Source organism: Mesorhizobium sp. L48C026A00, from assembly GCF_000502375.1.
Lineage (GTDB): Bacteria > Pseudomonadota > Alphaproteobacteria > Rhizobiales > Rhizobiaceae > Mesorhizobium > Mesorhizobium muleiense.
Genome location: NZ_AYWU01000021.1, coordinates 1 through 23,258 on the forward strand (window position 1 = coordinate 1; position 23,258 = coordinate 23,258).

The 23,258-nt window shown below is 58.9% G+C and carries 23 protein-coding genes and 2 pseudogenes; 9 read left to right on the forward strand and 16 right to left on the reverse strand.

Annotated elements, in window-relative coordinates; genetic code table 11:
- Positions 1 to 382: 382 nt before the first annotated feature.
- Positions 383 to 694: pseudogene (locus X738_RS87440) on the forward strand (thermonuclease family protein); the annotation flags it as partial.
- A 145-nt stretch (positions 695 to 839) separates the two neighbouring features.
- Positions 840 to 1,016: pseudogene (locus X738_RS89770) on the forward strand (sunset domain-containing protein); the annotation flags it as partial.
- Positions 1,017 to 1,362: 346 nt separating this feature from the next.
- On the opposite strand, the gene X738_RS69775 reads toward X738_RS89770, so the two are convergent.
- A complete protein-coding gene (locus tag X738_RS69775; protein WP_023801786.1) occupies positions 1,363 to 2,046 on the reverse strand; it encodes an outer membrane protein in 684 nt (227 codons plus the stop codon).
- A gap of 271 nt (positions 2,047 to 2,317) precedes the next feature.
- Positions 2,318 to 2,575: a hypothetical protein gene (locus X738_RS69780; protein ID WP_156942657.1), complete on the reverse strand. Its 258-nt coding sequence runs from the start codon at positions 2,573 to 2,575 to the stop codon at positions 2,318 to 2,320.
- Between the two features lie 735 nt (positions 2,576 to 3,310).
- Between X738_RS69780 and X738_RS85130 the strand changes: the two genes are divergently transcribed.
- The gene (locus X738_RS85130; protein WP_023801789.1) at positions 3,311 to 3,727 is read left to right on the forward strand and encodes a hypothetical protein; all 417 of its coding nucleotides are present in this window, start codon (positions 3,311 to 3,313) and stop codon (positions 3,725 to 3,727) included.
- Between the two features lie 346 nt (positions 3,728 to 4,073).
- Here the strand turns inward: X738_RS85130 and X738_RS83200 are convergent, their stop codons facing one another.
- The 7 genes from X738_RS83200 to X738_RS69810 form a co-directional block, all read right to left on the reverse strand.
- Positions 4,074 to 4,280, reverse strand: coding sequence for a hypothetical protein (locus X738_RS83200; RefSeq protein ID WP_306454983.1), 207 nt, complete (start codon positions 4,278 to 4,280; stop codon positions 4,074 to 4,076).
- Positions 4,281 to 4,600: 320 nt separating this feature from the next.
- Positions 4,601 to 4,735 (reverse strand): hypothetical protein, encoded by a 135-nt coding sequence (locus tag X738_RS89225; RefSeq protein WP_373420456.1) that lies wholly within the window; start codon positions 4,733 to 4,735, stop codon positions 4,601 to 4,603.
- A gap of 507 nt (positions 4,736 to 5,242) precedes the next feature.
- Positions 5,243 to 7,015, reverse strand: coding sequence for an adenylate/guanylate cyclase domain-containing protein (locus X738_RS69790; RefSeq protein WP_023801791.1), 1,773 nt, complete (start codon positions 7,013 to 7,015; stop codon positions 5,243 to 5,245).
- Positions 7,016 to 7,356: 341 nt separating this feature from the next.
- A complete protein-coding gene (locus X738_RS69795; RefSeq protein ID WP_023801792.1) occupies positions 7,357 to 8,157 on the reverse strand; it encodes an endonuclease/exonuclease/phosphatase family protein in 801 nt (266 codons plus the stop codon).
- A 153-nt stretch (positions 8,158 to 8,310) separates the two neighbouring features.
- Positions 8,311 to 9,771, reverse strand: a complete 1,461-nt coding sequence (locus X738_RS69800) for a phospholipase D-like domain-containing protein (RefSeq protein WP_023801793.1) — start codon at positions 9,769 to 9,771, stop codon at positions 8,311 to 8,313.
- A 214-nt stretch (positions 9,772 to 9,985) separates the two neighbouring features.
- Positions 9,986 to 10,582, reverse strand: coding sequence for an ATP-dependent DNA ligase (locus X738_RS69805; RefSeq protein ID WP_245277775.1), 597 nt, complete (start codon positions 10,580 to 10,582; stop codon positions 9,986 to 9,988).
- Between the two features lie 569 nt (positions 10,583 to 11,151).
- Entirely contained in the window at positions 11,152 to 12,294 is a 1,143-nt protein-coding gene (locus X738_RS69810) for a helix-turn-helix domain-containing protein (RefSeq protein ID WP_031255952.1), read from the reverse strand.
- Between the two features lie 229 nt (positions 12,295 to 12,523).
- Between X738_RS69810 and X738_RS85145 the strand changes: the two genes are divergently transcribed.
- Positions 12,524 to 12,826: a hypothetical protein gene (locus X738_RS85145; RefSeq protein ID WP_128172562.1), complete on the forward strand. Its 303-nt coding sequence runs from the start codon at positions 12,524 to 12,526 to the stop codon at positions 12,824 to 12,826.
- An 84-nt stretch (positions 12,827 to 12,910) separates the two neighbouring features.
- A complete protein-coding gene (locus X738_RS85150; protein ID WP_023801795.1) occupies positions 12,911 to 13,144 on the forward strand; it encodes a hypothetical protein in 234 nt (77 codons plus the stop codon).
- Between the two features lie 714 nt (positions 13,145 to 13,858).
- On the opposite strand, the gene X738_RS69820 is transcribed toward X738_RS85150, so the two are convergent.
- Entirely contained in the window at positions 13,859 to 14,155 is a 297-nt protein-coding gene (locus tag X738_RS69820) for a hypothetical protein (protein ID WP_156942659.1), read from the reverse strand.
- A 162-nt stretch (positions 14,156 to 14,317) separates the two neighbouring features.
- Between X738_RS69820 and X738_RS69825 the strand changes: the two genes are divergently transcribed.
- A complete protein-coding gene (locus X738_RS69825; RefSeq protein WP_023801799.1) occupies positions 14,318 to 15,169 on the forward strand; it encodes a LysR family transcriptional regulator in 852 nt (283 codons plus the stop codon).
- 14 nt (positions 15,170 to 15,183) lie between these two features.
- Here X738_RS69825 and X738_RS69830 read toward each other — a convergent pair whose 3' ends face one another.
- The 3 genes from X738_RS69830 to X738_RS69840 all read right to left on the reverse strand — a co-directional run bounded on the left by X738_RS69830 (position 15,184) and on the right by X738_RS69840 (position 17,044).
- Entirely contained in the window at positions 15,184 to 16,002 is an 819-nt protein-coding gene (locus X738_RS69830) for an ATP-binding protein (protein WP_023801800.1), read from the reverse strand.
- A 107-nt stretch (positions 16,003 to 16,109) separates the two neighbouring features.
- Positions 16,110 to 16,634, reverse strand: coding sequence for a plastocyanin/azurin family copper-binding protein (locus X738_RS69835; RefSeq protein ID WP_023801801.1), 525 nt, complete (start codon positions 16,632 to 16,634; stop codon positions 16,110 to 16,112).
- Positions 16,631 to 17,044, reverse strand: a complete 414-nt coding sequence (locus X738_RS69840) for a DUF5602 domain-containing protein (protein WP_023801802.1) — start codon at positions 17,042 to 17,044, stop codon at positions 16,631 to 16,633. Before X738_RS69840 ends, X738_RS69835 begins: the two co-directional genes overlap by 4 nt.
- 431 nt (positions 17,045 to 17,475) lie before the next feature.
- Between X738_RS69840 and X738_RS69845 the strand changes: the two genes are divergently transcribed.
- Positions 17,476 to 18,000: a PTS sugar transporter subunit IIA gene (locus X738_RS69845; RefSeq protein WP_084833839.1), complete on the forward strand. Its 525-nt coding sequence runs from the start codon at positions 17,476 to 17,478 to the stop codon at positions 17,998 to 18,000.
- On the opposite strand, the gene X738_RS87445 is transcribed toward X738_RS69845, so the two are convergent.
- The gene (locus X738_RS87445) at positions 17,933 to 18,229 is read right to left on the reverse strand and encodes a winged helix-turn-helix domain-containing protein (RefSeq protein ID WP_245277768.1); all 297 of its coding nucleotides are present in this window, start codon (positions 18,227 to 18,229) and stop codon (positions 17,933 to 17,935) included. The genes X738_RS69845 and X738_RS87445 overlap by 68 nt on opposite strands.
- A 616-nt stretch (positions 18,230 to 18,845) precedes the next feature.
- On the opposite strand from X738_RS87445, the gene X738_RS69850 reads away from it, so the two are divergent.
- Both X738_RS69850 and X738_RS69855 read left to right on the forward strand, forming a co-directional pair.
- On the forward strand, positions 18,846 to 20,495 hold the full coding sequence (locus tag X738_RS69850; RefSeq protein WP_023801806.1) for an alpha/beta hydrolase: 1,650 nt from the start codon (positions 18,846 to 18,848) through the stop codon (positions 20,493 to 20,495).
- Positions 20,496 to 20,530: 35 nt separating this feature from the next.
- A complete protein-coding gene (locus tag X738_RS69855; RefSeq protein WP_023801807.1) occupies positions 20,531 to 20,692 on the forward strand; it encodes a hypothetical protein in 162 nt (53 codons plus the stop codon).
- Between the two features lie 129 nt (positions 20,693 to 20,821).
- Here X738_RS69855 and X738_RS69860 read toward each other — a convergent pair whose 3' ends face one another.
- Both X738_RS69860 and X738_RS69865 read right to left on the reverse strand, forming a co-directional pair.
- Positions 20,822 to 21,808 (reverse strand): DUF2950 domain-containing protein, encoded by a 987-nt coding sequence (locus X738_RS69860; RefSeq protein ID WP_051407904.1) that lies wholly within the window; start codon positions 21,806 to 21,808, stop codon positions 20,822 to 20,824.
- A 20-nt stretch (positions 21,809 to 21,828) separates the two neighbouring features.
- A complete protein-coding gene (locus X738_RS69865) occupies positions 21,829 to 23,211 on the reverse strand; it encodes a DUF3300 domain-containing protein (RefSeq protein ID WP_023801809.1) in 1,383 nt (460 codons plus the stop codon).
- Positions 23,212 to 23,258 lie beyond the last annotated feature (47 nt).

Here is a 23,258-nt window from a genome sequence, read left to right on the forward strand (position 1 = left end):
TGTCTTGGTCGATTCTGGCAATCACCAAACTGGCACATCGCGATGCCGTCGGGAGGGGGCATCCACTCCATCAGACTTTCACCACTAGGGCAGCTTCTGGACTCTGGCCCAGAATGGCGGCATTCTCTCTTCGGGGAGAGCGGGCGTGGGCAAAGGCCACCGTTATCAAGGCGCCAATCAGGCTGGCCGCTGGTGAAGGCACGCCGGCAGAAGAAGGCCGTCACGGCGGCTGCCGCGACCGCTCTTGGGGCTGATCTTCCTCGGCTTTGGCACGCTTGCCGCCGCAGTCACCCAATTCGCGATCCAGAGCACCTCCGGCCAACAGAGCACCTCTGGCCTCCAAAGCACCATAACAAATTGGACAGAACCGCTGCCTAGGCCGATGCAGGGCCGGGCATCTGTCATCGACGGCGACACCGTGGAGATTGCCGGTCAGCGCGTCCGCTTCAATGGCATTGACGCACCCGAGAGCCGTCAGCACTGCGACGACGCCAAGGGCTTTGATTACCCATGCGGGCGCCGCGCCGCGCAAGCCTTAGACAAGTTCCTGGCAGCATCGCGACCGCCGCATTGCAGCTTTGTCGACCGTGATCGGTACGGGCGTCTCGTCGGGAACTGCAATCGCGCCGACGGCCGAAGCGTTCAGAAATGGCTCGTTGAACAAGGCCTCGCTCTAGACTGGCCTCGCTATTCGAACGGGGCATTCGCCGCCGAGCAAGTCTCAGCCAAGGCCGCGCAACGCGGAGTTTGGCAGGGCCGCTTCGATCAACCATGGGACTTGGCGGGATGCCAACGCCGACAAGGTCGAGAGCGTCAGCGAGCAATCGACCGGCTTCGGCCTTCTCGGCGGCTGCAACATCAAGGGGAACATACGCGTCAACACCGGCGAGAAGATCTATCACGTGCCCAGTCAGGAGTATTATGCGGAAACCCACATCAGCCCTTTGAAAGGCGAACGGTGGTTTTGTAGCGAGGTTGAGGCACAGGCGGCCGGCTGGCGCAAGGCAAGGCGGTAAAGGGTCGACGGGCAGCGAGCAGGTGCGCTTATTCGCAAGCACGGCAGCGATCGGGCAATCCTGACCGAGGCCGCGAAGGCATTGCCGGCAATATGATTTCATTTGGCGCGAACAGCCAGGCACACTCGATTGGAATTCGATTCATAGGAGCCGGCGGCCTCCGATTGCCCGCGCCTCCGTCCGCCCGGAGGAGGACGCGGCCTGTTCGGAGCATCGGCCTGCAACATGACGCAAAAGGAAAACGCCAAGGTCGAGGGCCCAGGAGGATACTGGCCGAGCTGTTCAGTTATTAAACTTCGAGAACGAATAGCCCGGCGCTAGGCCGGGCCCCTGAAGCTGGTTGCGCTCAGAACCTGTAATTGACGCCCAAACGAAATACGTCGAAGTCGCCATCTCCTTCGAAATTCTCGGTCCCATCCCCTGTGCCGAATGGGATATCGCCCAGATCAACATGCAGATATTCAGCCTTCGTCGACCAGTGTTCCGTCCAGCCGATTTCCGTCCCGAGGCCAGCGGTCCATCCGTCGGCCGATCCGCCGCCCTGTTGCTCGGAGTTCTCGATGCCCCCTTCGACTTCTCCGTAAGCGTAGCCTGCCGTGCCGTAGACAAGCCAGCGGTCGAATGCGACACCGAGACGTCCGCGAACCGTGCCGAAGTACTCAATCTCGGCGTTGCAATCGCCTGTAGTACAATTCCAAACTGGTCCTGAGGTACCTTGGGAAGTGGTTCCATCGGGGCCATTCGAGATGTCAGCTTCGATGCCAAGGACCAAATAGTCCCACTGCCAGTTGTAGCCAATAGTTGCACCGCCCACGAAACCGTCGACATCTACATTTGCGCCGTCGCCAGAATTACTGAACAGCGTATAATCGCCCCAAGCGTATCCTGCATGCGCGCCGATGTAAAAGCCCGACCAGTTGTAGGCCGAAACCGGCGTTTCCACGATCGGATCGGAATACACAGCGTCAGCAGCAAGTGCGACACTTGTCATGGAGAGCAGGACGGTTGAAGCGAGAAGCAGTCGGTACATAAAACCATCCTTGATAAGGAGAGAATAAAGAGATACTCGCTCGTATGCTGCTTTGAGCTTTCGGTCCAGTCATCGAAACAGACCAGACCGCAACAGGTCTATTCAGTGGCAAAAATACAACAGCTTGCGCGCGCCTTTGATGAATACACAGACCGCGTTTCTATCCTTCCGGTTATATTAGGCTCCAGAAATACACGATGCGGGCAACAAAGCCGGCACCGTCAACGTTGCAGGTCAATGAAGCTCCACAACGACTGTGCGCCATGTATCGTCAGGGCGCGTAACGAACGCGCACGTCCTCGATGAGTGGTTGAAGGCCGCGAAGCGAGACACGAGTGATAGCCCTCAACATCCGAATACCAGCCGGCAGGCCCCCAACGGAGAGCCGCTTTGAAAACGCGTCAAGAATTTCGTGTTCGGGCTTTGGCTTGGGATCGTAGTGAATACTGCCTGCCACATGCGACGTTAATCGAATGATGTCTCTTACCGTCACCTTCTTGCCCCGTGGCGAGATGACGTGATGCGCCATGAAGTCATCCAAGGGAAGCGACAGGGCTCCAGGCGATCTCCTTCCGTTCGCGCCATATGGGTCGACGCTATCTTCGAGAGATTCGAAGACCAAGAATTTTGCCGATCCGGCCAATCCAAGCGTCCCCCGCCGACATCGAGGCGCCCGACCCCACCACTTCGACCGCAGCCGCCTATCAGGCTGCGCTCAACATGTGACAGGCTGGTCATTCGGCCCGTCCTTCGGACCACTGAAACCCAGTGTTAACGTCGTTCGCGGGTGAGAGGATGCAGCCGCAGCTTGAAAGTGTAGGGTACAGCTCGCTGCCAGGCACGGAGGCGAAAATGAAATTGCTTGGGATTGCGATCTTGTGCACGGGCATGATCAGCGCAGCAATGCCGGCCGTTCGCGCTGAGGATCAGCCTGTTCCGCCTAACCATGTGGAAGCGCCAGAGCCGGCAGTTCATTGCGAGGGCCAAAACTGCCTTCCACCAGCCGATAACCCTGTCGAGGAATGCAAGGGGCAGGATTGCACGCCGGCTCCGCCGGTGGACCCAGGTCCGCAGATTGAACAGGTCGACTGAACAGCATCAGCCGAACACCCGACTACGAAAGGCGATCGCAGATCCGTGGAGAAGGTTGGATTCCAGGTCCTCTCCCTCCGCCATCTGCCGTTGATTTATCTAATTCATCGATTTGCCAGAGTTACTTCTTCCAGTAGAGAAGGGCCCGCCGCCATGAGGCCGGCGAAGCGAAGTGAGCTACGACTTACCGCCCAGGAACACGGGAGCCTTCGATCTGCATTTGACAGACTTGGAGTTCGAAGGACTACTGGCTTTCCTTAAATCTAAACAGAGAATAGGCCGAGCCTGGATTTTCGGCTCCCGGCCGTCTGGTCGGCGCCGGCCAAAGGATGTCGTTAAGCCCGCTGATATCGACGTTGCCGTCGAACTCGTGGACGTTCCTGAAGCAGACACGCTACTGGCGATGTTCGATGTCCGGATCGATTTTTTCGTGCATGGGCACCCGCAATATGGCCTCTCGACTACGGAAGGTCAGGCTGGCTTTGTTCAAATCGAGTTTCCTGGCAAAGAAGGCCCGACCGTCGCGGCGTTCATCACCGCCGACGGCGCCACCCTGATCTTTGAGCGGGCCGGCTTGCTGCCGGGGTAGCTTACGCGATCAGGCTTGACGCTCTGCCCTGCCACGCGATGCTGAGTACGGCTTGGGGGATCATTTGCTTACCCGCGGTGGAAGGGGAACATGACTCCTGAGTTCTTTGGGAGTTGGCTGCTCCAAGTAGCCGTGATGCTTTGCGTCGTTGCGGGATTGGCAATGACCATCGTTGCGGTTCGCACTGGATGGAGCTCCATTGGTTTCGTGATGATCGGCTTTGCCAGGCGAGGCCGACACGAGTACATGCGGTCTGTGTCATCGATGGTCGAGAAGATCCTGACCACGTATGCGGGAAAAGGGCTACCTGCCGAAAGGCGCAGCAGAATAGCTATGCTCGTCACCGTCAGCCGGGAGGAGTGTAGAGCGGCTCTCTGCATCGATGAACCAAGCACTGGCCATCGAGCGTCGGCACAAACCCTACCGCTGGGATTTCCGACCAGTCGCACGCATTGCTGTACCGGCGGACGTAGAGGGCATAGGTGTTCGGGCCGGTGGTCAGCACCGCCGAGCCATGGCTCTGGATTAGCGCCTGCGTCTGTTGGCAGGTCATGGCGCGGGTGTCCGGCCTGGCCTGGGCGAGGGTTGTGAAGGNTCTGGATTAGCGCCTGCGTCTGTTGGCAGGTCATGGCGCGGGTGTCCGGCCTGGCCTGGGCGAGGGTTGTGAAGGCAAGCGTGACCGCTGCCGAGGTCAACGCAATCCGGCGAATGGACATGACGAGACTCCCATGATGAGCCATTTGGTTGACAAACTCGCATGTCGCAGGGCAGCTGTGCCATGGCGGCCTCCAAATCGGAATTTCCGGACTGGAGCAAACCGCCCGCCCCGTGCGAACCACGGCGTGCCGCTGGAGCCCGCAACCGAGGACGCTCTCAACTCCATCGCGGCTGAAGTGAAAATTGGCCGGGCGGCCGCACACCGCCGGCATCGATGATGATCTGGGAGCGGTAGCCGTCGAATTTGGCTTCATGCATCCACTCATCGCCTTGGGGCGGCTTGGCGACCAAGGTAGGCATCATTGGCGGGAGAAACTTCAAATGCATGCATTGACTCGCAAAACCGCGATTTCAATTAGCATGCGCTTAATTAGTTCCAATTTTTTAGCATGCGCTTAATTAGTTCCAATTTTAACGAATCGTTGACCGCGCTGTCCCAGAATAGGACGGCGCGGTCANTTTAGCATGCGCTTAATTAGTTCCAATTTTAACGAATCGTTGACCGCGCTGTCCCAGAATAGGACGGCGCGGTCAGACCCCAACCCGGGATTGCGCAGGCGGCTCCGCCAATCTAGCTCCCCCGCCTCACTGTCGGAGCCGCTTCCACACTCCTCTAGCATTACCAGCAAAGGTTGCATCTACTGTTACGTTATCGGAACTCCTTCGATTAGGCGGAGACGGCCACTCCCTCCGCCAAATGCACCCTGCCCCAACATTCTCCGGGTCGGTCTAAACCGGCCCGCGAATCCCTTAGTTGAGAACTGCGGGCTTTCAAAGGAAAGCTTGCAACCGCGGAGCCTAGCCCTTTGCCGTGGCGTCATTCGCAGCAGGATCTAAATTCGGCCGCTCGATCCCTTGCGTCTCAACATTGTAGACGCGAACGTGCCCTTCGAGGCCTTTGAACTGGCGAGTACCGAGGTCAACGATCGGCATGTTGCCAGGCAAATGGCGCGTCACGGAAAAATCGATAAGGATTTGTCGATCTTCAGCGGACGAACACAGCCTCGATGCCAAGTTCACGACATTGCCAATTGCGGTGTAGTCAGCGCGGGCCTCATAGCCAATTCGACCCACCGTTGCCCACCCCATAGCGAGCCCCATGCCGAAGCCAATCTCAAAACCACGCTGCCGCCACCCAGATATGAGCTCTTGTGTGGAATCCTGCATGTCGACAGCCATGTTTACGGCATGAAGCGCCGGCTCTTCACATGGAACCGGGGCGTTGACGAGAATCATCAATCCATCCGCCGAAAAACTGGTCAGCGTCACCTCATACCGGGCGATGATCGCGCCGAGCGCCTCGTAGTACTCACGCAAGAGCTGCATGATGTCCTCAGGCTCAGCGTGCGCCGAAAATGCGGTGAAGCCACGCAAATCGCAAAAAACAGCTACCACTTCCGCGCGCTGTCCGGCGAGCATTCTCTCGTCGCCAGCCTTTTCTACGAGCTCCGCCACCTGTGGTGCCAGGAAGCGCTTCAAACGCATCATTCGCTCATCGCGGTCCCGCGATATGGCGAGTTCCTCCGCCATTTGGTTGAACCGCGCAGCCAGCCGCTCAAGTTCGTCTCCAGTGACAATGTCGATCCGGGGATCGAACTGTCCGGCACCGATCTTGAGGGCGCCTTCTTCCAGCAATCGGATAGGCCCGCTCATCCGTCTGGCAAGCCAATAGGCGAGTACCGCCGCAAGGACTGTGGCGGCGAGGAACAACCCGCCGGTTCGCCACAATGAAGCGTACAGGGGTGCAAAAGCCTCTGCCTGCGACTGCTCGACAAATACCATCCAACCGGCCGCGGCAACGGGCGCGCCAGCGGTCACAACGCGTTCATTCTCGGCGTTGCGGCTTGCAATCGCAGTGCCGCCCGCGGCGGCGATCGCATCCCGCAATCCGCGCAGGGCCAAAGCTGCTTTCTCGTCGGCGCCTTGCATCACTTTGCTGATCGCGGGGTGAGCGATGAGGTGGCCGGTCTCGTCGACGACAAGTGCCTGGCCGCTGCGGCCTACGCGGACTTCGGAAACGATGAGCCAGATAGCCTTCAGACTGATTTCGGCGATGATCGTGTTTTCTAGGACTGTATCGTCGTAATTCGCCATCGCCATGGTTGCCGACGGTTCGGAACCCTGGCGGTAGGCGACCGGGCCATACCAGACCTTCGCGGTCTTGGCGCCCACGACAGCGGGATCGCCCGAGCGGTCCGCCCCGCCTTCCGTCCTGTTTGAGCCAACGCGCGAGACGTGCAGCCGTTCTGCGCCGTCGCCGTCGACGAAACTGATGCTGAGAATTCCCGGGACCTGGTGCATCACACGCAGGAAAAGAAGCCGAAGCTGTTTCACGCTGGCATTGGCCGACACGTCCTCGGGGATCGTGGAGCCGAGCGGAATCTTGATGCCGTCAAGAAAGCTCTCAATTTTGTCGGCCGCCGATGTTGCCTCGGACCGCAGCAGGGCACTGAGGATCGCACGCTGGTCGACATAGCTGAACCACCAGTTGCTGATGCCACCGGCAGCCATCGGAAAAATGGCCGCCGCGAACAAGACTAGAAAATACTTCTGAAATAGCGATCGACGCATGGAAGCGGCTTTGAGATTGGAGAAAGGTCTCCCACATGATGCGACCCGACCATAAGTCGCGACAGCTCAGTCCCAGAAAGGTAACCTAAATTCTTGGGTCTTGGTATGGGCTGAGCCGTTCCCACTCATGGTCGAGTCTCGTGCCTTCCATGGGGCTTGGATGGACGTTTCCCTGATCGGGGAGAGTCGCGTATTCACCAGCCACGTGAGCACGCCCCCGAAGGCTCGCTAGGCCCAGCGACCTCCCCCCGCAACCAAAGCCGCTGGGCCGCCCCGCTCCGCTAGTCCAGTCTAGAGCTTCCCTTTGAACCGATCTCCATTCATGGGGCTCGGCAGCTACATCACAGGCGAACGAATCCTATAAGCGGCAGATGATCGGAGGCGACCCGCGAAAGCGGCGTGTCATGGGCTTCGACGGATGAGATCATTCCGTGTCGATTTGCCATGATCCGGTCGAGCGACAGCAGCGGCAGACTCGATGGAAAGGTGGGGACCGCCGGTGGCGCGGAACCGAAAGTCGTGTGCAGCGTATTCAGCGCGGAACGGTTTCCGAGTCGCCATTCGTTCAAATCGCCGAGCAGCAGTGTTGGTTTTTCGTCCGGTCTGTTCATGATTTCGAGCACGACACGGGCCTGTTCGGAGCGCGATCGGCGCAGCAAGCCGAGATGGGCTGCGATAATGCGCAGAGTTCGTTTCTCGTCCAGATCGATTTCGGCAACCAGGGCTCCGCGCGGCTCCAGCCCCGGGAGCTTTATCTGATGGACATTGCGAACGATGCCCCGTTTGAAAAGCAGAACGTTGCCGTGCCAGCCGTGTCCTTTGCCGTTTCCGGACACCGGCACCGGCACCAGGCCTGTTTCCAATTCGAGACGCAGCAGATCCAGAAGGCCGGCACGATCTCCAAAGCGATTGTCCGCTTCCTGCAACGCAATGACATCCGGACCGATTTCCCGGATGACGCGAGCGATTCGTTCGGGATCGAACTTTCTGTCGACGCCCACGCATTTGTGAACGTTGTAAGATGCGACCAGAGTCCCCGCAGGGCGTGTCCCTTCGGACGGCGCAGCCTTCGCCTTCTGCTTCTTTCTGTCGCGAATGGATTTGAGCACACTTGCAGGAAAGCTCTGTCCAGTTCTTTGCATGAGTCTGCTGCTCGTCCTCACTACCTTCAAGACTTAGCTTTGTCTCACTCAAACAGGATCTGCAATCGCTGCTTCCTGCCCTGACGAGATGCGGCGCTCGAAAGGAGCGATGGCTGCGTCGCCCGAATTGCCCCGGGCAGAACGAGAAAGCCTCTAAAGGTAGGGCGATCCCAGCCACAACACTCGGTCGAACAGGCGGACGATGAATGGCCGGGCTCTCAAGGTTTCGATCGTTACAGACGTGGCGGAGGCGATTGCCGATCCGATCCGCGCATCAATCTCCGCGGCAAATCCTGCATCAAGAACCTCTACATCAATCTCAAAATTCAGCCGCAGTGACCGGGCGTCAAGATTGGAGGATCCTATAAAAGCCCAAACTCCATCGACCGACAGCAGCTTCGAATGATCGAACGAGCCCTGCGTGCGCCATACGCGGCAATAGTGCTTCAGGACCTGATCGAATTGCGCCGTCATCGCCCGGTCAATAAGGAAAAGATTGTTCATCGCCGGTACCACGATGTCGATCTCGACGCCTCGCCTGGCTGCGGTCGTCAGCGCGCTGATCAGTTCCCGATCCGGCAGGAAATAGGGCGACATGATGCGGATCGATTTGCGGGCGACGGAAAATGCCCCGATCAGCAAGTTGTGGTTCGTTTCGATGCTGGCATCCGGCCCGGATGCAACCGCCCGCGCCAGCATTGGTTGACCGGGAGCAGCGGGAAGCGCGGCCACTTGCCAGGTGTCGCCTTTCAGGAGCTCGCCGCTCACGAAGCGCCAATCTTCGGCGGCAACCGAAAATAGGTCGGCAACGACCGGCCCGGTGACCTGAAAATGCGTGTCCCTCGCGCTGGAGGAGCCGGCGAACTCGGCTGAGAATCCCTTTCGGATGTTCATCCCTCCGGTGAACGCAATCGTGCCGTCGACGACCAGGATCTTCCGGTGCGTTCTGAGGTTGGCGTAGGGAAGACGCAGGCCCATGACAATGTTGCCGTTGAAGAGGTCTGCTGTGATTCCTGCCTCTCGCAGGCGCCCAAGAATGCTGGGGACGGAGTAACGCGCCCCGACGGCATCGATCAGCACGCGAACGCTGACACCCCGCTGGACGGCTCCGGCGAGAGATTCCACGAAAAGCCGCCCGACATCGTCATTGTCGAAGATGTAGGTCTCGAGCAGGATAGCGCGTTGAGCGCCATCAATCGCTCGGCACATTGCGGCATAGGTCTCGTCACCTGTCTCCAATATCGCAATCGCGTTTCCCGAGGTCAGGGCACGCCGGGCCACCCTGTCGCCCAATGTCTTCAGGCCGGTGAAGCGTTGGCCGTACCGCTCGGCAATCAATTCTTCTGCGGCAAAGTTACGCTCATGTTTTGCGGAAGCCGCCTCGCTGGAAAGGGGCCGCATGGCGCTGATCGTGGCACGACGGATGCGGTTTATGCCGGCAACGGCGTAGATGATCGCGCCGAGGAATGGCGACAGGAACATCACGCCGACCCAACCCGTGGCGGCGCGGACGTCTTCCTTCGTCATTATGGCATGGACGATGCCGATGGCCGCCATCACCACCGAAATGATCGCGAGGACCTGGGGCCAATGAGTCAATAAGGTCTGCAACATCGCCAAAACTATCCAGCGAGCGGTTGCAGAACGCAATGCAGCTCATTCCCGGCGTTGATACTCAACAGATCCAAAGCGAACAGCGCTGTCTCCTATGGTGGTAATCTTGCACGGTCCTCAAATCGATGAGGACGCCCCGTGAGCCGCCATCAGGGGCATTGGAGCCGTACCTGGCTCATAAACGCCCCACAACTCGGGAGTCGGCTCCTTCGAATTATTTGGCCTTCAGCCATGTGTTCGACAATCCGCTCCTGTAGCGGCTGTCGGCGCGCTTCGAGATGATTCCATGGAGCCCGATCTTCTCGACGGTGCGGACGAGCGCCAGCGCGCTGCCCTCGAAGTGCTCACTGTATTGGATCTTGCCTAGGCCAGGCTCAACCAGTTGCCATAGCGCCTGCTTGCGCTGCAGCAGCGGCAAGGAGTCTAGATCGCGGCCGTCGAGATGGAGGATATCGAACGCGACGAACACCAGCCGGCTTGGCTCGTTCCAGATCGCGGCTTCCAGCGCAGGGCAATCGAAAGCGCTCTGCTCGCCGGGAACAATGACTTCGCCGTCGAGAATGGCAGTCCGGCATGGCAGATCGACGGCTAGTGCGATGGGCCAGTATTTCGTGGTCCAGTCGCGGCCGTTCTTGTTGTAAAGACGCACACCGGCATTATCGATGATGATCTGGGTTCGATAGCCGTCGAGATTGGCCTCGTGGACCCAGCCCTCACCTTCAGGCGGCCGCTCGACCCGCGTCGGGATCTGCGGCGGAAGAAACTCCAGCCGGCCGCCAACGACCTTGGCACGCTTACTCAATGACGCCACCTTTGACCGCGCAGCGGCGGCTATCGGCACAGGCAGCACGACATCTCCCCAACATGATGCCTGCCACCTGTGCCGAGCCCCCGCCAAGCCGCCGAGCCCCCGCCAAGCATTGCAAGCATCTACGCACGAGCCCGATCTGTCGTTGGCTTTGCATCCTAATACTTATCCCGGCGTACATATCTTGCTCGGCGCGGCGCTCTTGCACCGTTCCCGACCGGCTAATTGCTGTCCGGGATCGCCGCCAGCCGACGCAGCCCTTTGCTGGTGAGATAATCCGGGCTAGAGCGGTTCGTCATTTCAAGGAACCGCAGAACCGCTCTATCTCTTTGTTTCTTGACTTGGCAAGCATACGACTCGCGGTCTCAACAAGTGTCTTATGCTGCGTAGTTGCAATGTATGCTCCGCTGTGATGCGCGGCGACATCGATGAACAGTTGGTCGATAAATCGGGAATTGGCTATAATTGATGGTGCGGTGGACGCGACACGAAATATTCTGGTCCATGAGGCGGCTGATCTTCCCCGCCCCTGTTTTGAGCCCGCCCCACTTCAACCATCCCCGATCCTGTACTCAGCTTCCGAGCGCTTTGAGCCAATGTTCAAAGGAAGAGGCCTCCTCGTGTCCGGCATGCGAAACAGAGTGGGCGGGGCGCGGTAACACCACGGAGCTTCGGACTTCGCGGGGGCTGTAGCCGAATTCCTTGCTAAAAGCTCGGCTGAAATTAGCCGCTGAACTAAACCCGACGGCTTCGGCAATATTAACAATGCGCCGGCTGTCCGCCGGATTGCTAAGCGCAACATGGGCTGCCAGAAGTCGGCGACTTTGTATGTAGTGGAGAACACCACCGCTCGGTTCGAACAACTGATAAAGACGAGAGCGCGAGACGCCGAGCGCCCGGCACATTGAATCCGGCGTCAGATGAGCCGCATCCAGATTGTTGTGGACGTATCGACGGGCTCGCTCCATCAGCGCGACACTCACCAATTGTTCGGTGGCCGCGGCATGTTCCGCCGGGGGCGAGAGGCAGGCAATGATCATGCTGCGTGTTGCGTGCACGATGCGGGGCAGATCGTCAACCGTGAGACTGCGCAGTCTTGCTTCGATGTTCTTGAGGTAGTCGAGCAAAAGGTTGGCAAAGTTGCCGGACAGAATTGAATTATTCTTTGCGTCCAGGGTTGCCGCCGCATCGGCGAACAAATCACGCGGCAAATAGAGAAAGAGACTTTGGGATTCCGTTGCCCTCCCCCGAAACGGGTAGCCAAGCGATCTAATCTCCAATTTGCCCGGCTGGTTTTCCGCTACGCGGCGATCGACCTCCGTCCACGACCGGCCAGTATGCGGCAAAGCGATATACCAGTGATCGATCGAGCTGGACCGAAGCTTCGCAGCAGAACGCATATAACTATGTGCCGGTGCGCGCTGTTGAACGATCAGCATGCCGCCGAGGTTCCAAGCCGTGTGGTCGGCGGGAAAGCCATCGTCGAGCGATTTGTCATCCGGCAACTTGATCTCGACAAGCGGAGCCATATGCGCCTGCCAAGCGACGAATTGATCTTCTGGCGCCAGTTCGAGCGTCGAAAAGGGCAAAGGTTCGAGCGCCGGCGCAAGTGACGGGGCAGCCTCATTGTAAGGCTGAGCTTCGCGCGGCCAACGACGTCGATCGCGCTCAAGCGCCTGCCTCGCAAGCGCCTTGTCCTGCCTCTTAGCGTCCATCGCGTAGTGCCGTATCCGATTCCGGTATGCCCATCGCCACCGCAATCATGTGGTGTATCACAGCCATCTGGCAAGACCAGCTGAACGCGAGTCCACAGAGGGCTATCACACTGGGTTACAGCAAGAAATGCATTCCGAGATAAGTTTCTGGATGCGACGATAACGACACTCTTCAACGTGGTGCGTATAGAGTCTGGCACGGTGAAAGCGTAGTTGAGGAGGCAACGAAATGAACGCAAACCTCAAAACAGAAGCTCGTCGCAAGATAATTCTTGATGGATATTTTAATAACGAACCTTTGAAAGATATTGCAGCCAAGGTCGGATGCTCACTGGCGAGTTTGAAAGTCACCGCCAGTAGACTCGGTTGCACACGAACTCCGAAAGAGGCGGCGGAATTTCGGCGAGGATTTCATGTCCCAGAACAAAAATTGCGGGATTACCGCCAACTTATGATTGCTGGACAGTATAGAGCTCGCGAGTGCGCCCTGATTTTGGGACTATTGAAAGACCAATTATCGGTCAGCGAGTAAACTTATTCCAATCACGCCTCAGCGGTTCATCGACAAAAAAGTCCGCCGCAAACACTGGCAACAGGCCCTGAAAGGTTCGCACAGATGCTGCGTCGGCGTTTCAATCGCACCTGCCTCAGCCCTCATGATCTGGCTATTTGCGAACGCGTGTTCGATCAGGTTTGCGCAGATGAACACATGGACTCTTCAAGCCGGGATGCCGAGGCCTTAGCGGTGGCGATTGTCGCAATCTTCCGAAACATTACTACCAAGGAGCGCGAACTGCTGGATGAATTGAGGTCTCTTCGTCTCTCAAAGGGCGCAGAGAAGGCGCACTAGCTGGGCGGCTTTCCCTGACGAATTGTTCTAGTCCCGCGTTGGCATTCGCATCTGCATTGCCCCATTGAGTCCCGCCAGAGTGTAGCCACAGCGCTTGCGAAGGAGATGGAAATGGGTTTAGCCCAAGACTTGTCTGATGTTGCGCTCACATTCGATTGTCCGGATTGCTCGCATCCGGCGGTAAGGAAGGGCTCTGCGCTAAGAACGATCGCGCACTTCAGATGCGACGGGTGCAACGCCAAGGTACGGATCACCTATCCGCAGAAGCTAGCGATCTTCGAAAAGTACAGGCTATTAGCCGCCCAAGGGGCATTGCGATAAGACGATCCGGAAACGCGTCGCCAATGGCGGTGACGCGGACCAGATGCAAAAGGTCGATGCCCCTGGTGGTGGGTCTCGCTAAAGAAATGGCCCACCGGCAACTGGCCGGGTTAGAAAGCCCGGCAGATAAAGCGTGGTCGTGGTTGTGGTCGTGGAGGTCTCGCCCGAAGTTCCGCTCGTCGTCTCGGCAAAGGAAAGGCCGGCGGAAAGCGCCAACACGGCCGAGGTCAAAACGATTCGTTTCGTATTCCTTTCTCCTGTCTTAAGCGCACGACGCGCTCACAAACCAGCATGCGGACAGAAGGGATGTTCTACTGATGGGGCTCACCCTCGGAATCGTTCCGCGTGCCAGTGGATCTTGCCGTCAGGCCGGCGTGATCGTGAGATCCTCGCTTAATCGAACATGATCCGAGAGGTTCCTCTTTCTGCGATCGACATTCTCCGAGCTTCTTGGATCCGCTCGGCCTGTTGTTTGGTATAGGGACCCATCGGCCGGGTCTTTTCATGGCCGCGGCGAACCCGACAATACCAGTGGCCGCTGTCAGAGAAGATCTCAACCGAGGTCGGTGCATCGTTGGCCGCCTCCTTAGCGACTTCGCTGATGAATTTCACGACCTTTGAATGGTGCCGGGCGGGTCCAACCGTGCGCAAACCACTGGTGACGATAAGTTCCTGCTGCACTGGGGACATGGTCGAACTCCTGTCGGTCATTTGCTTGCGCTCCCTCCCACCGGCGCTGCGCAGCATTCAGGGCAGAGCTGGGTGGATAATCTCGAAGCCTATTGCTCTGAGTAGCTATCTAGCAAACGAAATTGATTGACATTTAAACGCAATTTTTATGCTATATGTTTTATGGACATTGAACTCGCCCGGACTTTCATCGAGATCGTTTCGACAGGGAGTTTCATTCGGGCATCGGAGCGCTTGAATGTCGCCCAGACGACCGTAAGCGCACGGATTCGCAACCTCGAACAGCAATTGGGCCGCGCGCTTTTTGTTCGCCACAAAGGCGGAGCTTCTCTCACCCCGGCCGGTGAGCAATTTCTGCGCCACGCCCCGATGTTCGTCCAACTATGGCAACGCACCCTTCACCAGGTTGCCGTGCCCCCGGGACGTCGAGCTGTTCTGACGGTCGGCAGCGAAGTCAGCCTAGCGCAACCTCTTCTGCTCGATTGGGTCCGATGGATGCGCGGGTCGCTTCAGGACATTGCACTTCGAGTACACGTCGATGTGCCGAAGGATTTGATCAATCAGGTCGCGTCAGGAATGGTCGACTTGGCTATCATGTACGCGCCCCCCCACAGACCGGGTTTGAAGATCGATCTGCTTCTGGAGGAAAAACTCGTCCTCGTGACGACCAATTCCGAAGCGCGCCTCCTGGACGAATCCGATTATGTTTATATGGATTGGGGGCCGGATTTTGAACTTCACCACGGGATGAATTTCCCGAGTGCTGCGCCGGATCTTTCTTTCGATCTCGGTCCGCTCGCACTGAGCTATGTTCTTGCGACTGGCGGCTCCGGATATTTCAGGATGAGTTCTGTGCGGCCTCACATGGAGGCCGGCCGGCTGCACCTTGTGCATGAAATGCCGCAGTTCTCCTATCCGGTTTACGCGGTGCAATCCGCAAGTGCGGACGAGAGCGTGGTAGGTCCTGCCCTGGCAGGATTGCATTCCGTCGCGAGCGCCGACATCAAATTGTAGGAGTTGTTGGGCGTCTAAAGGTCCGCTTGGATTGACGGGAACAGAAGGTCGACCGTTGTTCCAATCCCTCGCTCACTCTTTATCCGGATCCGACCACCAACCATTTGCGCCAATGCCTGCACTTGCAACATCCCTATCCCGGTGCCCTTCTCACCCTTCGTCGTGAAGAAAGGATCAAACACCTTTCGCAAGACTTCCGGAGCCATGCCGCAACCATCGTCCTTGACGCGAACGCATGCGTAGGTTTCGGGCCCGGGCAGGTCAGGCGTCGGGGCCGTCTGCACCAATCGCTCAGTGGTGACGCGGATCTCCCCGCCACTTGGCATCGCATCTCGTGCGTTCATTACGAGATTAAGCACTGCAGAGTCGAACAGCGCCGGGTCGATCAAGCAGTTCGGGATATCGGAACCAAGCTCCAGCTTGACGCGGACATCGGGGCCTGCGCCATATCTCAGGAAAGGCTCAAAAGACCTGAGGAATTCATTCAAATTGCCAGCGTGGATTTCGAGTTCCTGATGTTTTGCGAAGGCCAGTACCAGTGACGTCAGTTCGATACCTCGATCGATTCCCTGCCGCGCTGCAGCAATGTAGGTCCTCACGCTTTCGGGCTCCTCGGCTCTTATTTCGGCAAGCCTCAGGCCGGATCCGATGACTGCCAGGAGGTTTCTGAAATCATGGGCAATACCGCCAGTCATCTCGCCTAAGGCGGCAAGCCGATGTGTGGCACGCTCACGTTGTTGGGCTGCGGCCCGAGCACCGAGAGGCATATCTACCTGACGCTCGTCGCGCTTCGCTCGTGTTTCATGATCGTATGGAAACGCGCTGCCGGTCATGATGGTCGCCCCTATCGATCATTGACGACAAACAGGAAACTCGGGCTCCCATTCGCATCGTCGTTTGGGTTCTCCTGTTGCTGGTGTCACGCATCCTGCACGCATGCCTAGGCGCGCCGCACGATCCCTTTCGTCATGATGTCTTCGACCATCGGAAAGGCCTTGACGGCCTCTTCCGGTAGGTCTCCCTTCGCTCCGGTTAGCTCCGTCCAGTCATGCGCCTCGGGCTCGCCGACGACGATACGACCGACCATTCCAGCATGCTCATGCGGAATGCAGTAATAATCATAGACCCCCTGCTCGGTGAAAGTAACCGAAAAGCTTTCGTCGGGCAGTAGATAGTCAGAATCCCAAGATTTTGCCGCTTTGGGCATGCGGAGCGGCCGCTCGAAGTTTGTGGGATTGTATGCCGTCGTCGTGTGCGAATTGCCGGGATTGAGATTGGTCCAGCGGATCGTCTGTCCTGGTTTGATCAGAATGCCTATCGGGTCGAACCAGACGTGTGAACCGTCGTCGCGCCCTTGCATCTTGACTTCGATCATCTCGCCACCCAACACGGCCAGAGAAGAGAGGGAAAGGGCGGCGGCGAGCCCGCCGCCAGCGCCCAGTATCTCACGACGCGTCAGTATCATTTGGCGACCTGTGCCTCGTCAGCCGCCGAAACATGCCACAGCACGACATGGACATGCGGCTCTTCTACCCCCGGATGGCCGGCATTGTAGTAGACGTCCACATGGTCGACATTGCCGCCGGGTGAAGCGAGGTCGTCAAAACGCTTGTCCGGATTGAGGTCTTTGGTCGGCAGCATGTAGATCGTGCTGACAAGCTCGCCATCGTGGTCATAGGCAAGGAATGGTCCGGCAGGCAATGTCGTCGGATCGACGAAAAGTTGGCCCATGCCCGGCAGGAAGTCGGGCAGTTTCACAAGCTTGCTGACCTGTTCGTAAGGAGCGGCTGGCGGAGCTTTGGTGACCTCATTCGCCGCCATGGCGCAAAGCGAACTGCCCACTGTCAAGGCAACTGCGAGGACGAGTTTTTTCATCACGGCATCTCCTGGTTGAAATAAAAATTGCGACGGCTGAAGATCTGGAAGTCCGTCTAAAAATTCGATTTTCACTTTCTGACACGGCATGTTCGCGCCCAGCTAGCAAGCAGGAGACTGTTCTGTTCGTCAAACGAAAATAACTGGCATTTAAAAGCATTATTTCTGTTAGTCAGGCCCGTACCTGTTTTGCTTGATTTTCAAAATATCTTCCACTACCTCTGAATTGCTATGAATATTTTCAGCCTCAATTTCCGGCGGGAGCCTAAACGCCTCAAAACGGGCCATTAGCCCGGACGCGAGAGAGTTCGCGTCCGGGACAGCCAGCCTCATCTCCACTCCTCAGTCCACTGAGAACTCTGTCCTGCTTGACCAGTGCGGCTGAACGCTCATTTGCGATCGCGTCTGGATCGACACGGAGGTTGACCCTGATGATCTCCCCCATCCTGTCAGAAGAAGACATTTCGCTTGATCTTGTGACGAAGGGAAAGCAATCAGCCTTGTCAAGAATTGCGATCAGGATTGCTCGGAGAAATGGGCTTGACGAGCAGATGGTTATCCGTGGTCTTTTCGACCGAGAGTGTCTCGGCTCGACGGGCATCGGTCGTGGCGTCGCGATCCCCCACGCTCTGCTCGGTATGATCTCTTCGCCTGCCGCGTCTTTGACACGTTTGGCTCAGCCTATCGATTTCGACGGCCCGGACGACGATCCCGTCGACCTCATTTACACTATACTTTGGCCGGCCTCTGCCACGTCCGCCTTCCTCCCTGCCCTTTCCCAAATATGCCGGCTGCTTCGGGCATCTCAGGTTCGGGCGCGACTCCGACAGGCACGGACATCCGATGAGGCGTTGGCGATTCTCGAAGCTAAGCCGGTTCCGGCAATTTTCACCAATTTGCATACTTGCTGCTTCGAGCCTGGCGTTCTGGTGTCCAGGCACCTGAGCAATGCCTAGTCAGATGGCCCTGCTCGACCAGCGCCTTCAGATGGTCCTTGATCGTGTTGCGGCTCGCGCCGCTGACCCTCGCGGTCTCGGCCACCGTAGCCCGGCCATGCTCACTCGCCAGTTCGAGGATCGGGACCGATGACTCCGGCAGCGCAGCGAGCATGACTTGCTCGCGCTCCATCTTCTTCTCGAGGTGCTGTTTTTGGCTCTGCAAGGCCGCAGGAAGAACTCCAGCCATGGGTTCCAGTCCGGCGCATCCATCCGGATCGTCCCCTGCGTCCGCCGAAGCGACAGGTAATAACTTCCTTGTTCTGCTCGATCACGCTCTCCAGCGAGCTTGTAAGGCACGTAGGCATAGCCCGCGCGCAGCAGCAGCAGCGTCGTCAGGTGATGCCGCCATGGCCGTTTGTCCACCTGTTTCCATCCAATTGTCGTTCTGCGCAACACTCCTAACAGAGGATGGCCGGAAGGGGCCTTACCGTAATCCAAGCGCACCTCCGCGCACATCGCTGGCAAGCATCGCACATCGCGGAATCGCCAGATATACAGTAAGCGTTTGTTATCCTTGCGCTTTGTGAGTTGTGGCCTTTCTGTTCCAAACTCCGTTTCTAACCTCCACAAACGATGAAGCTCGGCCATCGTGCCGCGATGCTCAGTCTCCTTTGACACGCGCGGTGAACGGCGAGCGACCGCACCCCTAAAGTTTGGAAAGACTGCTCCAGAACAAAGACTGCTCCAGATTGGTATCGAGTTCGTGGCGTCGCACGTGGTTCCGCGCAGTTGCGGGTTGCGCCGACGCATCTTGCACGGCAAGCTGCCTCGAAGCACTCCAGCGATCGCACGTGGCCGCTCCAATGAGGCTGTTCTGGATCTTCAGGTTCTGGCGTTCCTTCTCAGCCGCTGGCCTGCTGATCGGAACACTCTTCTTTGCGGCCTCGCTCACCCCTACGCTGCTTCCACGCACGTTTGTGACGCAAGGCATTCTATCGGGATGTTCTTTCGCGGCCGGATATGGGCTTGGCGTGTTCGGGCGCTGGCTGGCCGACTATCTGGAGTTGCCCAAGCCCACCGGCCGCATCGTGCGGGCCATCAAACTCGTCGCTGCGGCCATCTGCATCCTGGTTGCCGTCGCGTTTCTCTGGCAGGCGTCGGAATGGCAAAATTCGATCCGGCAGCTCATGAGGCTCGAGCCGGTAGACACTGCACACCCCCTGAAGGTCGGTCTGATCGCGTTGCTGACCTTCGTGCTCTTGATCCTCTTGGCGCGATTGTTTCAGGTCACGTTCCTGTTCATCTCGCGAATGCTTGGCCGGATCGTGCCGAAACGCGTGTCATACGTGATCGGCATTGCCGCTGCGGCTGCGTTATTCTGGACGGTGGTCAACGGCGTTTTCTTCAGGTTTGCGCTCCATGCCGCGGATTCGTCCTTCCAGGCATTCGATGAACTGATCGAGCCCGAGACCCAACAGCCGGCCGACCCCAGCAAGACCGGAAGCGATACCTCGCTGATCGAGTGGGACGAACTAGGAAGGGCGGGGCGGGAGTTCATCGCGACCGGACCGACGAGCAAGGGTTTAGGCTCGTTCCTGGGGATGGATGCGCGTGAGCCGATCCGCGTCTATGTCGGATTGCGGTCTGCGGAGACAGCCGAGGAGCGCGCAAAACTCGCCCTCGAGGAGCTCAAGCGCGTCGGCGGATTCGATCGCTCGGTGCTGATCGTGGTGATGCCGACAGGCACCGGTTGGATAGACCCTGCTGCAATGGACACCGTCGAATATCTCCACGGCGGCGACGTCGCGAGCGTCGCCATGCAGTATTCGTATCTCACAAGCTGGCTGTCCCTCCTGGTCGAGCCCGGCTATGGCGCCGAGGCCGCTCGTACCCTTTTTGCGGAAATCTACAGCCATTGGGCCAAGCTCCCGAAGGAAAGCCGCCCCAGGCTCTACCTGCATGGGCTGAGCCTTGGCGCCTTGAGCTCCGAGCTATCCGCCGAGTTGTTCGAAGTGATCGGCGACCCGTATCAGGGGGCACTTTGGAGCGGCCCGCCGTTTCCGAGCAGGATCTGGCGTTCCGTCACCGACGATCGTGAGCGAGGATCGCCGGCCTGGCTGCCACGCTTCAGGGACGGGTCGTATGTGCGGTTCACGAGCCAGGAGAACGGCCTGGCGATCCCGTACGCACATTGGGGACCGATGCGGATCGTCTATCTTCAATATGCGAGCGACCCGGTGACGTTCTTCGACTACCGGTCCCTGTACCGACAGCCGGAATGGATGGCGGGGCCGCGCGGTTCCGACGTGTCTCCCGAGCTCAAATGGTATCCGGTGGTGACGCTTCTCCAACTCACCGTCGACATGGCGATGGCCACAACGGCCCCGATGGGGTACGGGCATGTCTATGCGCCGGAGCATTACATCGATGCCTGGATCGAAGTGACTGACGTTCGGGGATGGACCGCGGAGCAGATCAACCGGCTGAAGCTGGAATTTTTGCGACGGCGGTGAAGGGAGCGGCTGGCGAAGGCCAAGCGCCTGGACGTATGCCGTTCACGACCATTCCGGGCGCGCCTGAGCTGCGCCTCCAACTGGCCGAAGACGTTGGCCGCGGCGGCAGCCGCCTGCTTCTCGTCGTTCCCGACCTGCACCGTCGGCTGGGCGAAATTGATGCCGTTCGCCGCGAAGGCCTGCGGATCATGGTGTAGGCGCGCAGCCTGACGACGGACTGGTGGCCGGGTCTGGCCATGAATGCGAAGCTCAATTCCATACCACCTCTTCTGCCACAGCGCAGGGTTTTGCCGATCGACTCGAACCCGGCTTTTGATCCATTTCTCTCAGTCGCCCACGACCTGCCAGGTATCGTCCGGATTGAAGCGGTCGATGTATTTGACGATCTGCTCGGTGGCTGGCCCGAGATCCGCCTCGTAGACGACGCCGTGCTGGTTGACGGCGAAGGTTTTTGCGCCTGTCTCGCCATATTTGGCCGGCCAGGCGATGAGGCCAAAGCCGGCGATCATGTTGCCGTTGATCACGTAGTCATAGGCGCCGCCGGCGATCTGGTTGCCCTGGCCGGTCAGGATCTTGTACTTGTAGCCGAAATAGCCTTCGCCCTTGGCCGCGTCCTCAAGCTCGGCCTGATCGATATTGGCACCGGCCGGGCTCTCACCGTTGATATCGTCGGTCGGCCAGTAGAGCCCGTCGGTCGCGTCTTCCGAGCTTATCAGTTTCTGCGCGAACTCCTCCACGCCATCCTCGTCGCGGTCCTGCGACGCATAGTCCTCCTGCGCATCGACATAGGCGCGCATCGTCTCGATCGCGGTGAGCTCGTTCTCGCCGACATACCGGTTCACGATCTCTTCGAGCCCGGCATAGGTGTCGAAAGCCCACTTGCCGTCCCCGCCCTTGACGATCGGAAAAGGCAGCGGCCACAGCTTGTCGCCGATCTGCAGCGTGCGGCGGTCGCCCTCGCCATCGAGGACAAGCCGCTTGGCCACACCCTCCTTGATCGCCGCCAGCGTCTCGTCGGCGTTCTCGTCGGCCTTGAGCTTCTCCGCATCGAGGCCGAGAAGGGCCGCAACCGCACCGTTGCCGGCGTCGTTCAGCGCCTTCTTGAACGCCTCGACAGCCGCCTCCGGCGTGTCGAAGACGGGCGGCTCGGCAGCGGCCGCAAAGGCGGTGATCTCCGGGGCCTCCGGCGCATCCTGTGCGGCGGCTGGCTGCGAGACAGCGAAGCCCACTGCAAGCGCCACGGCGCAGACAGAGCGGAGAAGGATCGTGTGCAAAAGTCCCGTGTGACGGGTGGTGCTGAGCATCTGTGTCATAATCCTGTCCTCCCGTTCCGTTAACGCCGGCGTCCGCCGCCGCCGCGCTTGATCTGCTTGTGGCCGCCGCCACGGCTGCCGCCGCCCATGGATTGGTGGCCGCGGTTGGAGCTGACCTTGGTCATCTTGCCGCGATCGACGTTGCCAAGCCCCGAAGGCTTCTTCGGCCGGTTGTCGACCCTTGCCGCAGGTTTTGGCTTGCCGGCCGGACGGTTGACCTTTGCCGGCTTCGCCGCCGGGCGATTGGCACTCGGGCGGTCGCCGACAGCGGGCTTCGCTGCGGGGCGATTGACAGTACGCCTGTCCGCAGGTTTCTGGATGTTGGCGGGCTTGGCGGGGCGGATGGCGTTGGCGGGCTTCGCCTTCAGCCCGTCGAGCGTGCTCTTGCGGATGTCTCTCGTTGCAGCCGTCTTGCCCGGCGCCCTGTTGGCGATCTTGTCGTTCTTCTTGATGTCGCGGGCGCGGTCGCGGATGGCGTTGTCGCCATTCTTTTCGATCCGGTTCCTGATGTTGGTCTGGTCGAACTTGTTGAACTGGTCGCGGTCGATGTTGATCTTGCTGCGATCGATGTTCTTCCAGTCGACGTCGTTGATGTTGATCTTGCCGTTGAAGTCGCGGTTGTTGAAGCAATTGTTGCAGTCGATGTTGATGTCGTTGCCGTTCCAGCGACCGCCCCATACGCCCCAGTCGTTCCAATCGACGGCGGCGGCCCAGATGGCGCCGGTCACCGCCCCGGCGAAAAAGGTCGCTCCGGGATACCAGTAATAGGGATAGGGGTCGGGATAATAGCGGATCGGCTCCCACACATAGTTGGGCTCATAAAACATCTGCGGCGGATATTGCGGGACGTAGATCACTTCGGGGCTCGCCGATTTGATGACGATGTTGTCGTTCTCCTTGACCACCTGGATCTTGTCGTCGGTCTTGATCACGCCCTTGGCGACCGCCTCGTCGCGCAGCTGCTGGATGGCAACCAGCACGTCCTTCTGCTGGTAGGCGATGGCGTCGCCGAGCGTCTGCGTCCATTCGAGGTCGTCGCTCATCATCTTGACGATGTCCGGATAGTTGAGCAGCGACACCACCGAGCCGTCCCAGCTCTCCTTCGGCTTCAGGCTCTTGTCCTTCTCGTAGCGGTCGAGGAAGCGCGCCGCCTCGACGATCTCAAGCGGATAGAGCGCTGCCGCAGTGATCACTGAGATCAGCTCGTCCGGATAGAGCGCAATCCGCGCAACCAGGACCTCCATCTCGTCGGCGCTCAACGGCTCCGGCGAGGCCGCCGCATCGCCGGATGCGTCAGCCGCCGCGACCTGTTCTTGTGCAAGGACAGGATGCGCCGAACCAAACCCGGCAAGCAGCAGCGCCAGCGCCGCCGCGCCGACCTTCAACATCTCATTGCCCGTCATGCTTCGATCCTCCCTGTCTGTCTCTGTCCCGGCAGGCTTTGCGCCGG